Below are 12701 nucleotides of genomic sequence, written 5' to 3'. Positions count from 1 at the left end.
ATTGTCCCATCAGATATTTAATTCAACGGCTCGCGGCCATCAGTGGGTCGCGCCCCAACAGAGGGGACACATTTTCCCCAATACCTTCACTACCATGCAGACCTGTTCACCTGAAAGCCGCTTATGCATTAGTAATCGGCTTGAAATCATGAGGTTTAGCAATGACTTCTCTCAGTCCCTCTCTTGCGCTCAGTCCCGAGCTTGCAGCTCACCCGGCCTATTCGCGAGTGTTCCAGCCCGAAGGCCTCACCTTCGGATACATCATGCCTCTGGAAGGCTATCCAAACTCACCTTTCCCTACCTTGCAGGATCATCAACGTCTTGCGCAAATCGCGGATGAGGCTGGCTTTGCAAGTTTATGGATGAGGGACGTGCCCTTCTACGATCCAAGCTTTGGTGACACCGGGCAAATGATCGCCCCCTTCGTCTACCTTGGATATCTGGCAGCCGTTACAAAAAGAATTGCCCTAGGAACGACAGGAATTGTTCTTCCACTGCGCGAGCCATTGATCGTTGCAAAACAGTCTGTTTCGGTTGACCAGCTCACCGGTGGACGATTCATGTTGGGGCTCTCAAGTGGAGATCGCCCCATCGAATATCCTGCCTTCGGCATTGATTTTGAAACGAGAGAAGAGCGATACAGGGAAGGCTTTCAGCTGATTCGCACAGTGACGGAGAACAGTTTCCCCACTGCCTCGACCCGACTTTTCGGACAATTGGAAGGCCTCCTGGATATGGTGCCCAAGCCAGTTGGCCCTCGACTCCCCATGATTGTCGTGGGCCGAGCCCGTCAGACGCTTGAGTGGATAGCCAATAATGCCGATGCCTGGATTTGGCATCTGAGCGACTTTGCTCGACTCCCTGCTCTGATTCAGGAGTTCCGATCAGCCAATAAGAGTGGTGCGTTCAAACCCTATGGTTACGCTACCTTTTTCGATCTGGCAAAAGACCCAACCACTCCGTTGGGGCGCGGCTACAACGGCATCAGGATTGGACGTAATGCTCTGATAGATCTCTGGAAGCGGCAGCAGGATGAAGGTGTTTCGCACGTCGCCCTAAATATAAAACCCCTACAGCGCCCAGCACCTGATGTCCTGGAGGAGATGGCCGAGTATGTCCTTCCACACTTCCCAATTGGCCAACCTGTCTCGACGGTGACCAAGTGACCGGCTCAAGTGATCGCACCGACATTAAGGGCGTTATAGCCACCTTTCTAGAAGCCTGGGAGAGCGGTAATTGGGAATCTGCTGGGGATATGTTCACTGACAATTGCCAGCTGGTAACAAGCCACATGTCCGTTCATGAGGGTGGACGCAAGATTGTCAGAGCTTTCCAGCGAGACCGTGCCAAGGCTGATGGCTTTTCAGTGAAGGCAACCAATCACTATGTGGGTGGTGGAGAAACCGATGCCAATTTCAGTTTCTACGCCTATGGCCATATCAGCAAAGCCACAAAGTCGGCCACGCTCGGATTTGGAATGACTGTCACAGGCTCTCTGAAAAAGGCAGCAGGCACCTGGCGCCTCCACAGCGTGCTGATTGCCTTGAATTGGGTAACCGGGGACTACTCGCTTGCAATTCACTGGCAGCTTCCACCAGGTGACGACGGATGGAGGATCGGCGACCCAGCCCCGACCATCGTTAGCGAGCTGAATTCGCCATGGCTTGCTTTCCCTAACTCAACGGCTTCGGTGACCAGTGCGGAGTGTATTGCTGAAACCTACGCTCGTTACTCATGGGCGCTGGATCAGGCTGACATGCAGCTGCTTGCTCATTGCTTTACCAACGACGCCGCTGGTGATTTCCAACCGATGGGCCTTATTGAAGGGCGCCACGCGATCATCGGCTCCTTCAAAGAGTTTCGCAGGCCCTGGCCGTGGATGCAGCATTTCGCGGACGTGCTGGAGATCAAGTCCGACGAGGAAAAGGGTGTAGCGGAGATGATTGTCGGCAGAGTCATTCCTGGAAACTCACACACGCAAGATGGCACGCCTCTCTATGGCGCGCATTACCGGATGCGGCTTCGTCGTAAGCATGAGGGATTCTGGCAACTGACCTGGAGCGAGTACCGCCCAGGCTGGTTCAACGCCAATGAAGCACCAAGAGTTTAGTCCCTTCCTGGAAACGCTCTAAGGCCGTGGCGCCGTACTATCTCGGACGACGAGTTCGATTTGTATGCGCTCGCGGCGTGCAAGTGGGCGCCCCTCGATCAGCGCAACGATGTTGTTGGCGCTGCTGATACCAATTTTCGAAGTCGGCACCCTGACGGTCGTCAGGGCTGGCACGTAGGCAGCCGCGAACTCGATATCATCGAACCCGCTGACTGATAGTTCTTTGGGGACGTCGATCCCATTGGAGCGCGCTTCCGCCAACGCTCCGATACAGGTGAGGTCAGTGCTGCAGACAATGGCTGTAGGCTTGGGATTAAGTTCCATAGCAATCCGCAGCCCGGCGCGCCCTCCCTCAATCGTGAATGGCTGCTCAATAATCCGTTCACTTGAAAGCTCTATCCCTGACTCGAGTAGCTGAGCGGTGATTCCTTTCAGACGGTATTTTGCCCGTTCGTTGTGAGAAACAACTCCACTGATCATGGCGATACTTTGATGACCAAGGCTAAGCAAGTGCCTGGCTATCAATCGACCACCCTCCTCATTGCTGAACCCCACGCAGTGATGGTCGTGAGCACCATCTAGCGACCACATGAGAATGAATGGGCATTGGGCGGCAGTTAGTGCTTCATAAATTTCAGGACTGTGTTCAGTACCCACCAATAGAAGGCCTTCGACGCCCCGCTCAATCATGTTCCTTACGTTTACCAGTTCTTGCGCCTGGTCGTATTCATGGGAAGAAATGATCAGGTGATACCCAAGCTCCGTTAGCCTTAACTGGAGGGCCTGGACAGCTTCAGCAAACGCAGGGTTGTTAAAAGTAGGAAAAACGGCTCCGATGCTGTGCGTGCGCCTGGATGCCAAAGCACGCGCGGCCCCGTCTCGCACGTACCCGAGCTCTTGAACAGCTGCTTGTACTTTGGCCAGCGTTGCAGGTTTCACTAAGTGCGGGACAGCCAATGCTCTTGAAGCACTCCCCATCGAGACGCCTGCCAATTCAGCCACATCCTTGAGCTTCGGTTTCTCGATTTTTTTCATTGGAGATTCAGCATCCTCAATCGTGGCGCGGAGACAGGACGATCAGAAGAACGCCCTCGATTTGCGCAGAGGATGATAAGCCAACAGCCTGCCGTTCGGGAGCCGTTAATTGGAGAGAAAAACCTGAGAGCAGCGTTTCTGCTGCCCCCAGGCAAAGACACTTATTTAATGACGATCGGATTCACAGGAGCGCCGGTTCCGCCAACGACCTTTAGAGGGGCTGCGGTGTACAGGAACGTCCACTGACCGTCCTCAGCACAGTCCTCAGCGAGAGGATCAAGCTGAGCGATCTCAGTGAGAGTGATGCCCAAGTTCCTCATGAGTGCGTTGTGCAACGGCAACGCAACCCCTGACACGGGATCGACGGTGACTTCGTTAGCGATGGTGTCGGTGACAATGTTCGGAATTTCCATCTCCTGAAACCACTTCACCAGCTCAGGGCTGTAGGTCAGGCCTGGCTCGATAAAGTCTTTGTAGAACTCTTCCGGGTCGCGTTTATAAAACGAGCCAATCCATCCAGTGCGGATGATGAGAATGTCGCGCTTGTTGATAGAGACGCCTTGAGCCCGGGCCGCAGCCATTAGATCCTCATGGTTGAAAGTTTCACCTGCATCCAGCACGTCTTTACCACGGTGGCGCGCTATGTCGATCAGAATGCCACGGCCAACGATGCCTTTTTCACCCAATGGAGCAACACTCGCCTTGGCCAAGGAGCCAATAGTGGTATCGGCGCTGTAGCCATTCCAAATCTGATCGTCGTACCAAACATGCCCAAGGGCGTCGTACTGAGTTGACCCTTGAAGATGAAAAAACATCACGTCGTCGGCGAACTCGTAAGAGCCCGGAAAATGTGGGCCTTTGCCACAGTTGTAGTGACCACGATCCATGATATTCATGCGTTTTGACTGAGAGCGGCCAGGCCAGACCGGGTCACCAGCAGGATCTGCCATCCGCACCTGCAAAGTAAATGTCTTGCCTTGCTTGACCTCTTTGACCCCTTGGAGCACTTCGATACCTGTAAGGTAGTTGAGTGAGCCTACCTCATCATCCGGGCCCCACTTACCCCAGTTCTTAGGGGAGTCTTTGAGCAAGTCATGAATGTGCGGAACGGTCTTGTCTGTCATTTTCTGAGCCTCTTTTATTCTTGGATTAGCTGTGCTGCATTTAGCGGTTAGTTGAAACGTTCAAATCGTTGTCCCAGCTCGTCAGCACGAGCGAGTCCTCGGATGAGTCGTTCAGCCGTAAGGGCTGGCGCCATATTTTTCGCGTACACCGCACCCAGTGTTGCCTGGACGACAATGTCCAGTTCCTCAGAGGTAAACGGAGACGTCTGGCCAAGGCCGTCGAGGGTGACGGGAAGATTCACATCATTCAGAAGCTGGGCGACCTCTAGGATCTCTGAGTCCGGGCGCTCTTCGACGGACATCTGCACCAGCGTCCCGAATGCGACAAGCTCACCATGCAGCATGGAAGTAATCGCAGGAATTGCCGTAAGACCTCGCACAAGCGCATGGGCTAGCGACAAGCCGCCACTCTCAAACCCAACGCCACTGATAAGGACGGTTCCTTCAACAACCCGCTCGACATCATCATTAACTTCGTGCCGGCCTACTGCTTGGTAAGCGCTGTACCCGTAGGTCATAAGCGTCGTAAACACTGCCTCTGTTAGTAGCAATGCAGTGTTCAACGCTGGAGTACCAAATGAGTTATTGCCTCCGGCAGACTGACATTGTTGCGCCTCAAACTTTTTACTGATGGCGTCGCCGATGCCTGCGGCGAAAAACCTTGCAGGCGCACGGACAATCACTTCGGTGTCAACGACGACTGCGGATGGGTTCATGTTCAGGTACTCGACACCAACGACCTTGTGCGCCTCGTCGTAAAGCACAATCAAACGGCTGGTTGGTGCGTCACTGGAAGCAATGGTCGGGCATACGACAATGGGGACGTTAAGCTGAGCAGCCATCCCTTTAGCCGTGTCAATTGTCTTACCCCCACCCAGAGCGATAATGGTGTCGGGTTTGTAATCAGCGGATCGCTCACAGAGCGAAGCAATTGCCGCTTTAGTGCATTCACCAGGAAAAACGATACTGTTCGCCTCGAAGCCATGCTCTGACAATGCATTCCCTACCTCAGGCCACAGATGCCTCGAGACGAACTCGTCGCATAACACCAAAGGGCGCGATTGCCCCATATCCGAAAGGATTCTGCCAAGCTGCTTTAGCGCGCCTGGCCCTTGCTCGTATCGGCCAGGAAAACCCATTGTTCGAACCATGCCACCACCCGCTACTGAAAAACTGTGAGATAAAATCGTTATGTTGAATACGAGCCCGGCGGGATCAGCGCATCAACCAGCCACCTGCCACATCCACGACTTGGCCCGTGATGAAGTCGCTGTCGTTTGAAGTCAAAAAGCATGCTGCTTTAGCTACCTCAAGTGGCGTTCCAAGACGGCCCAACGGAGTTTCATCAACGACGGCCTGGTTCGCTTGCACAGAAACGGTTTTTAGAAGCGGCGTTTCAATGCGTCCCGGAGCCAGTGCGTTTGCCGTAATGCCATAGGGCCCGAGCTCACCTGCCAGGTGACGGGTAAAACCGATAACTGCGGCTTTCGTAGCGCTGTAATGCGCCGCGACGATAGGGAGGTAAGCGCTGCCAGCAACGGAAGACATGTTCACTATTCTTCCAAAACGGCGCTCGACCATCGCTGGTGCGAGAGCTCTGACCAAGTTGAACGAGCCTGTCAGGTTGATGCCAACGACGCGATCCCATTCCTGAGGATCCATTTCCCAAATCGGCGCTGGTGCGCCCTCGTGTTTGGGTGAAATACCTGCATTGTTAATCAAGGTGTCGATCGGGCCGAGCTGCTCACTAAACTCCAGACACGCTCGACTGCATTGAGCGAAATCTGATACGTCAGCTTTAGCCCAAGCCACCAAATGTCCGGCAGCACTGAGTTGCCGGGAAAGCTCGGAAACTGACTGTTCGTCGAAATCTACCAAGGCAACCCGCGCGCCCTCCTCGCAGTACAGCCGGGCAATCGAGGCACCGATGCCCCCTCCTGCCCCGGTAATGAGAACTGTGCGTCCTGAATGTCGAAGATTCGTCATGCCAAATTCCCCGCGCTGAAAAAACAGAAACAACACGCGGTGATGCTCACACGCGTCCGATGCCGCACTGGCTGACCGAAAATTTCAGGCTCATGTAAGCGGGTGGTGATAGGAGATTTGCGTGGCGAAGCCAGTGCCCCCGTGGCGGAGCGGTCGGTGACTTTAGATAAGAGAGTGGCGAGGGCGGCCCGCGTACTTGACCGAGCGCAGGCTAATGATGCAGTGACCATCATGATCTCCAGACTTGCCTAGGAAAACGGCAAATATGAATCGTTTCACGCTCACAGCCTGCGGCCATAAGCCAACAAAATCCATGACATGTTCACGACTATATTTTTTGTATTTATTCTCGAAAGAGATATTTATGAAGCGCTTCATTTTTAATCGGATATTTGACCGCTGTCAAGCGTCTGCACGGTCACTCCCCCGCAAGGACAGCCAATAGCTCCTACGAAACGCAGTCATGAGCATCTGCACCAATCATATTGAGGATGTGGAAAACACCGGCGCACTAAGCCTCTGAGCCACTGGTTTCTTTGGCAGATGCACGGAATACGGACGCAGTGCCCACGCCTGGAAGTTGATGCTCAAGTGAGATGAATACGCGATGCATATGCTAAGCATCGACTAGACGCGCGGGCCTGCTCACGGTCAGGCAGAGTGAATGCCTTCCGCCGAATGCTCCCATGGTGGGCGAGGTGACCAAGCCTCCACGAGCTTATCGATGAAGAGCCGAATTTTTGGAGAGAGGTGCCGCTTGCTAGGGTAAATCACCCGAATAGGCTCTGCGGCCTCTGCATACCCTGCGAGCAATTGAACGAGTTTGCCGCTCCTCAAATCGTCATTTACCACATAAGAAGGAAGAGTCGCGATACCCAGGCCAGCGACAGCAGACTGGTGCAATGACTCAGCACTGTCCATCTGTAGCCTTCCACCATGAGTAACGGGCACGGAGCTCCCGTTCACTCGAAAATTCCAAGGAAGCAATCTCCCACCGCTCACGAAATGCAGGCACTGGTGCTCGGATAAATCCTCTGGCGTTTTAGGCTCCGCATGCTCAGCCAGATACTTGGGTGAAGCGCAGGTAATCATTTGTTGGTAGGCCACGGTGCGCGTAAGCAACCGAGAATCTTCCTTCGGTGGCCCGATGCGCATGGCCAAATCAAATCCCTCATCGATCAGATCGACCAGCCTGTCAGAAAAGGTGATATCCACGCTCAGGGAGGGCCAATCCTTAAGACAGCACTCAATGTGCTGAAGGACATGAAGTCTGCCCAATGCAACTGGCAGACTCATCCGCAGTCGTCCACTGGGTGTTGAACGACGAAACGCAAGGGCATCCTCCACGTCGTCCAGATCCTGAAGAACGCCCACACAGCGCTCATAAAGAACCTGGCCGTCATCCGTCATGCTCAAGCTACGCGTAGTGCGATTCAGTAGACGTACCTGCAAACGAGCCTCGAGCCTGACTATCGACTTCCCCACTGCAGAGCGCGTAAGGCCAAGTTGCTTTGCCGCCGCAGTGAAGCTTCCAGCGTTTACCGAGCTTACAAACGCGGCGATATCATTCAGGTTATGGAGTTCCATGCGGCCTCAGTGGTCTCAACGTTCGGGCGGCTTAGCACCTGTTATGGGGAACCCTATTCCCCAATACTAGGCATAGTATCTCAATTAGCTAATCCACTCCCAACGATCAATTGAGGTCATTATGAACACTAAAGTCCAAGCAGCCGTCCAAACCTGGGCCAACAGCCTTAGCGATCTGGTACCCGTTCTTAAGGGAATCGATACCACCACAAAAATGAGCGACATCCGAGACTCTTACGCAAAAATGCTCGCGCAAAATCCAGCGCCAACTGGCGTTAAATTCGAAGCAGTCGACATGGGTGGCGTACCCGGCACACTGGTTACCCCGGACGAGATCAAAACTGACGCAGTAGTAATGTACATCCACGGTGGCGCTTACATTGTAGGTCGTCCAGACGGCTACCACGGCATCGGCGGCAACTACGCGAAGATGCTCGGTGCTCGTGTGTACATGCCGGACTACCGCCTTGCCCCTGAGCACAAGTTCCCAGCCTCTATTGACGACACACTGCGCGCCTACGAGTGGCTGCTTGAGCAGAAAATCCCGGCTAACAAAATTGCGTTCTCTGGCGAGTCGGCTGGCGGCGCGATGGTTGTCAGCGTCATGGTCGCGGCTAAATCGAAAGGGCTTTCATTGCCCGCGGTTGGCTCCTCCATCTCGCCATGGGCAAACCTTGAACACACCGGTGCTTCCATGAGCAACCGTGAAGGTCTGGATCCTCTGAACTCCAAGCCTGTCCTGGACATCCTCGCCAGAGCATTCTTAGGCGACACGTTGGCCAATCATCCCCTGGCCTCACCTGTGTTCGCGGACGTCACCGGTCTTCCACCAATCTTGGTGCAGATCGGCGAGAACGAGCTGATGTTGAGTGATGCAATGCGCCTTGCAACTCACCTGGCTGATAACCGCGTTCGCGTAAACCTGGAAGTATGGCCTGCGATGTTCCACGCCTGGCACTTCTACGCCACCATGCTGCCAGAAGGTCAGCAGGCTATGGAGAGTTCCGTTCGCTTCATTGAGGTTGGCCTAGCCGACGCTAACCGCTAAAACGCAGAACAACCGCGATAGCTTTCTGGCTATCGCGGTTTTGCTCATCCTGTTTCTACAAAAGCTTCATCAGGCTATTCAGAGAACCTGAGCAAGCGCCCTGCCCAACCCAAGCAAAATTTCACCAAACGCCCTTCTTGGCAGGTCGTGTCCAATGAACTCAGAAGATGGTTTTTCCGATGACACAAGACCGCAGCACGATTAACCCCAGGGTCTATGCGCTGACCTTCACTGCATTTGTAATGCTCTCCTCTGAATTTATCGTTGCAGGTTTACTGCCTCAAATTGCTACATCGCTGGCCATCACTATCGGTGCGGCGAGTGGGCTCGTGACTGCTTTTGCTTTAGGCATGGGCATCAGCGCGCCAATTATTGGTGTGATAGCACACCGGGCTTCGAAACGATCCCTTCTCATATACGCTTGTTTGGCATTGCTTATCGGGAATGGGATTTCCGCAGTGTTTAACGATTACTACGTAATCCTCGCTGGTCGCGTGCTGGGTGGGATCGGTGTCGCTGTTTTCTGGACGAACGCTGCTCTGGCCGCGAAGTCACTGTCACAAGGCCGCAATCAAAGCATGGCGATTGGTAGAGTCTTGGTGGGGATCTCAATCGCATCTGTTGTAGGCGTCCCGGTAGGTAAGCTCATCGCAGACGCGACCAACTGGCGGATGGCGATGTGGATTATGACGGTGCTGAGCAGCACGGCACTGCTAGCCGTCTGGATTTGGGTCAGGCCCTCAGAGGAAGCACGGCAGAAAGAAAACCTGCGCGACACCGTGCGTGTGGCCTTCAAGCTTGACGTCTCAATGACCTTGCTCAGTTCATGCTTAATGTTTGCTGGCGTAGCCTCGGTATTCAACTTCTTGGCTACCTTCCTGGAAAGGCAGACCGGCTTCGGTGAGATGAGCGTCACCCTGATCTTATGCTTCTACGGCGTCGCAGACATTGCGAGCAATTTGATCCTATCCAAACGTGTGAAGGATGATCTTGAGCCCCTGTTCAGACGGGTCTTGGTGACCATTGCCGTCGGCATGTGCGCCCTGTCAGTGTTTGGCAATCTCACATGGGCTGTACCACTCGCCGTCATCATCGTTGCCAGCAGCCACGCTGGTGTCAGCCTGCTTATCGGAATCGACGTGCTAAAAAGGGCTGGGAAAGCTGGTCAGTTGATCAACGCCATCAACGTATCAATGATAAATCTAGGCATCGGCATCGGTGCAGTTATCACTGGATTGCTTGTCGATCGGGTGGGCGTTAGTACCGTAGGTTGGGTCGGCGCATGCTTCATTGCTCTGGCGCTGTGTGTCCGATGGAAAATCGAACGCAGCTACGAACAGCGCAATGGCTGCGTCGTAGACCGATGCCCGCACTGGTAACGCACTAATGAAAAGGGCCCTCTGGGGCTCTTTGTACTCAAACCGAAATCACTTGGTTAGCCAGGACTCGATAGTTGCGGAGCTGCATCAACAATCGATCATGAGAACAGCTACGTGGTAAGCCGCCCCGTCATAAAACTGAAGACTCAGATCTTGCGGTCAAAATCTACCTTTTACGTGGGCAGATTCCTTTCTCTTCTCATCTGAGAAACCAATGTAAATCTATCCTGAGGATGAGTGGTTTCCGACACCACCATCACTGCCCCCTCCTCGTCACGGTACTGGCGAAGTATGTTCAAACCCGGGGAACCGGCTTCAGCATTGAGGCTCTTGGAAATCTCGGGTGACAGCAATACCGCACGCACTTGCTGATCCACCACATCAATGTGACGACCAAAATGTTGCTCAATCAAAGCGGCAATCAGCTCGTCAGGATGCTGCTCGGCCAATTCAATGACCTCAGAGTAAATATCCTGGGCATACACGTCAGTCCAGCACAGTGGCGCACGCAGGTTCTCCTGGTCGACCCGGATGCTCGACACACAAAAGTAATGCTCGCCAGGTTCCAGGCCCAGGCGTTTGGCCAACGCGATGTCGGCCACAAAGTGCTGCACGCTCTGAATACTGCGCACTTGGGTTTCGGCCAGATGAACCAGGTCGGATACCGAGGCCAGCGACTGCGAATAGCCGCCCTTTGGTGTGGCGGACTCAACCCGCGTGCCCACCCGTTTTCGCCGTGACACCAGCCCTTGGTTCTGCAATTGGGTGATGGCGGCACGCACCGTATGGCGGCTCACGTCATACAGCTCGCACAGCTCAAATTCGGTTGGTAGCAACGTCCCGACCGGGAATTTCCCGCTTGAAATCCCTTCCATCAAGTCTTTTGCAACGACCGCATAGCGCGTCTGGTTCATACCTTTCATCAGTCCCGAGCGTTCACCGAGTTGACAGTGTATCAGTGAGCACGTAAGAATTATGTACGGACATATTAAATATGTCCGTTCAATAACAAACATATCAGGATTACCTCATGTCCAGCACTGTCTTCGACTCCGCCCTCTTTCGCGACATGTTCGGCACTGCCGAGATGCGCGGCGTGTTCTCTGACAAAGCCCTGATCGAACGCTACATCGAAGTGGAAGTGGCGCTGGCCCGCGCCGAAGCACGCTGTGGCGTAATCCCGAGCCAGGCCGCTGAACAGATCGCCGAACTCGCTACCTATGCTTCTCTCGACTTGTCGCTGATGCAGCACGAAACCGAAATTGTCGGTTACCCGATCCTGCCGTTGGTTGAACAACTGTCGAAAAGCTGTGGTGAAGCCGGTCGCTACGTTCACTGGGGTGCTACCACCCAGGACATCATGGACACTGCTGTTGTGTTGCAAGTGCGCGCGGCGCTGGCACTGGTCGAGCGCGACATCCAGGCTGTACGCGGCTTGCTGGCCGACCTGGCCAAACGCTACCGCGATACCCCGATGGCTGGCCGTACTCACCTGCAACACGCACTGCCGATCACCTTCGGCTACAAATGTGCCGTGTGGCTAAGCATGTTCGACCGTCACGCCGAGCGCCTGGTGGAATTGCGCCCGCGAGTAGAGATCGGTCAATTCGCCGGCGCGGCGGGCACGTTGGCGTCATTGGGCGACAAGGGTTTGGAAGTCCAGGAAGCCCTGATGGCGGAACTGGGTCTGGGCGTTCCGCAAGCCACCTGGCATGTCGCACGTGACGGCCTGGCTGAAACCCTGAACTTCCTCGGGCTGGTCACCGGTTCCCTGGGCAAGGTTGCCCTGGACGTCATGATGATGATGACCAGCGAGCTGGGTGAAGTGTACGAACCCTTCGTCAAAGGTCGCGGTGCAAGCAGCACCATGCCGCAGAAACGCAACCCGATCTCCTGTGAATTGATGTATGCCGCAGCCAAAGGTGTGCGTCAGCACGCAGGCCTGATGCTTGATGCAATGATTCAGGACTTCGAACGTTCCACCGGCCCTTGGCAGGCCGAATGGATCGCCATTCCTGAAGCGTTCGCCTTGAGCGCGGCCTCCCTCGGCCAGGCGAAGTTCATGCTCGCCGGCCTGGAAGTCCGCACTGAGCGCATGCGCAAAAACCTCGACATGACCCAAGGTCTGATTGTGGCTGAAGCCGTGATGATGGGCTTGGCCCCAGCGCTCGGACGCCAAGTGGCGCATGACGTGGTATATGCCGCCTGCCGCATGGCTAACGATGAAGGCACCAGTTTGCTCGATGCCTTGCTCACCCAGGGAGAAGCCACCGCACAACTGGATATCGAGGAACTCAAGCGCCTGACCGACCCGTCCAACTATTTGGGTCTTGCGCCGCAGATGGTCGATATCGCCCTAGCTCGTGAGGGTAGCGTCAAACGCTGATTGTTTCGGGGCTCGGCAGCATCGAGCCCTTCTGCCTACCGCTCGC

11 protein-coding genes are annotated in these 12701 nt (G+C 54.6%); 5 read left to right on the top strand and 6 right to left on the bottom strand.

Features of this window, described 5'->3' with window-relative positions; all coding sequences use genetic code 11:
- The first annotated feature begins 161 nt into the window (after positions 1 to 161).
- Positions 162 to 1166, top strand: a complete 1005-nt coding sequence (locus Q8X48_RS23385; RefSeq protein WP_407801345.1) for an LLM class oxidoreductase — start codon at positions 162 to 164, stop codon at positions 1164 to 1166.
- Positions 1163 to 2110, top strand: coding sequence for a nuclear transport factor 2 family protein (locus tag Q8X48_RS23380; protein WP_407801344.1), 948 nt, complete (start codon positions 1163 to 1165; stop codon positions 2108 to 2110). The genes Q8X48_RS23385 and Q8X48_RS23380 overlap by 4 nt, the downstream gene beginning before the upstream one ends.
- An 18-nt stretch (positions 2111 to 2128) precedes the next feature.
- Here Q8X48_RS23380 and Q8X48_RS23375 read toward each other — a convergent pair whose 3' ends face one another.
- From Q8X48_RS23375 to Q8X48_RS23355, 5 genes are all read right to left on the bottom strand, one after another.
- Positions 2129 to 3145: a LacI family DNA-binding transcriptional regulator gene (locus Q8X48_RS23375; RefSeq protein ID WP_407801343.1), complete on the bottom strand. Its 1017-nt coding sequence runs from the start codon at positions 3143 to 3145 to the stop codon at positions 2129 to 2131.
- 161 nt (positions 3146 to 3306) lie between these two features.
- Entirely contained in the window at positions 3307 to 4269 is a 963-nt protein-coding gene (locus Q8X48_RS23370) for a cyclase family protein (protein WP_027620510.1), read from the bottom strand.
- A 47-nt stretch (positions 4270 to 4316) separates the two neighbouring features.
- The gene (locus Q8X48_RS23365) at positions 4317 to 5408 is read right to left on the bottom strand and encodes a glycerol dehydrogenase (RefSeq protein WP_407801342.1); all 1092 of its coding nucleotides are present in this window, start codon (positions 5406 to 5408) and stop codon (positions 4317 to 4319) included.
- Between the two features lie 76 nt (positions 5409 to 5484).
- Positions 5485 to 6255 carry an SDR family oxidoreductase gene (locus Q8X48_RS23360; protein WP_407801341.1) on the bottom strand — a complete coding sequence of 257 codons (771 nt, stop codon included), beginning with the start codon at positions 6253 to 6255 and terminating at the stop codon, positions 5485 to 5487.
- A 651-nt stretch (positions 6256 to 6906) separates the two neighbouring features.
- Positions 6907 to 7842, bottom strand: a complete 936-nt coding sequence (locus Q8X48_RS23355) for a LysR family transcriptional regulator (RefSeq protein WP_407801340.1) — start codon at positions 7840 to 7842, stop codon at positions 6907 to 6909.
- A 121-nt stretch (positions 7843 to 7963) separates the two neighbouring features.
- On the opposite strand from Q8X48_RS23355, the gene Q8X48_RS23350 reads away from it, so the two are divergent.
- Positions 7964 to 8890 carry an alpha/beta hydrolase gene (locus tag Q8X48_RS23350; RefSeq protein ID WP_407801339.1) on the top strand — a complete coding sequence of 309 codons (927 nt, stop codon included), beginning with the start codon at positions 7964 to 7966 and terminating at the stop codon, positions 8888 to 8890.
- Between the two features lie 179 nt (positions 8891 to 9069).
- Entirely contained in the window at positions 9070 to 10269 is a 1200-nt protein-coding gene (locus tag Q8X48_RS23345) for an MFS transporter (protein ID WP_407801338.1), read from the top strand.
- A 173-nt stretch (positions 10270 to 10442) separates the two neighbouring features.
- On the opposite strand, the gene Q8X48_RS23340 is transcribed toward Q8X48_RS23345, so the two are convergent.
- Positions 10443 to 11183 carry a GntR family transcriptional regulator gene (locus Q8X48_RS23340; protein WP_015095466.1) on the bottom strand — a complete coding sequence of 247 codons (741 nt, stop codon included), beginning with the start codon at positions 11181 to 11183 and terminating at the stop codon, positions 10443 to 10445.
- 116 nt (positions 11184 to 11299) lie between these two features.
- On the opposite strand from Q8X48_RS23340, the gene Q8X48_RS23335 reads away from it, so the two are divergent.
- Positions 11300 to 12655: a class-II fumarase/aspartase family protein gene (locus Q8X48_RS23335; RefSeq protein WP_407801337.1), complete on the top strand. Its 1356-nt coding sequence runs from the start codon at positions 11300 to 11302 to the stop codon at positions 12653 to 12655.
- Positions 12656 to 12701 lie beyond the last annotated feature (46 nt).

It is taken from the genome of Pseudomonas sp. QLc11A (genome assembly GCF_052112305.1).
Classification (GTDB): Bacteria; Pseudomonadota; Gammaproteobacteria; order Pseudomonadales; family Pseudomonadaceae; genus Aquipseudomonas; species Aquipseudomonas laurylsulfatiphila.
Note: the sequence above shows the minus strand (reverse complement) of the source record. Positions and strands in the feature narration are given on the sequence as shown.

Coding starts and splice junctions, on each gene's coding strand:
- Q8X48_RS23345 (WP_407801338.1), top strand. CDS start 9,070: ATGACACAAGACCGCAGCACGATTAACCCCAGGGTCTATGCGCTGACC.
- Q8X48_RS23370 (WP_027620510.1), bottom strand. CDS start 4,269: ATGACAGACAAGACCGTTCCGCACATTCATGACTTGCTCAAAGACTCC.
- Q8X48_RS23335 (WP_407801337.1), top strand. CDS start 11,300: ATGTCCAGCACTGTCTTCGACTCCGCCCTCTTTCGCGACATGTTCGGC.
- Q8X48_RS23355 (WP_407801340.1), bottom strand. CDS start 7,842: ATGGAACTCCATAACCTGAATGATATCGCCGCGTTTGTAAGCTCGGTA.
- Q8X48_RS23365 (WP_407801342.1), bottom strand. CDS start 5,408: ATGGGTTTTCCTGGCCGATACGAGCAAGGGCCAGGCGCGCTAAAGCAG.
- Q8X48_RS23375 (WP_407801343.1), bottom strand. CDS start 3,145: ATGAAAAAAATCGAGAAACCGAAGCTCAAGGATGTGGCTGAATTGGCA.
- Q8X48_RS23385 (WP_407801345.1), top strand. CDS start 162: ATGACTTCTCTCAGTCCCTCTCTTGCGCTCAGTCCCGAGCTTGCAGCT.
- Q8X48_RS23350 (WP_407801339.1), top strand. CDS start 7,964: ATGAACACTAAAGTCCAAGCAGCCGTCCAAACCTGGGCCAACAGCCTT.
- Q8X48_RS23340 (WP_015095466.1), bottom strand. CDS start 11,183: ATGAACCAGACGCGCTATGCGGTCGTTGCAAAAGACTTGATGGAAGGG.
- Q8X48_RS23360 (WP_407801341.1), bottom strand. CDS start 6,255: ATGACGAATCTTCGACATTCAGGACGCACAGTTCTCATTACCGGGGCA.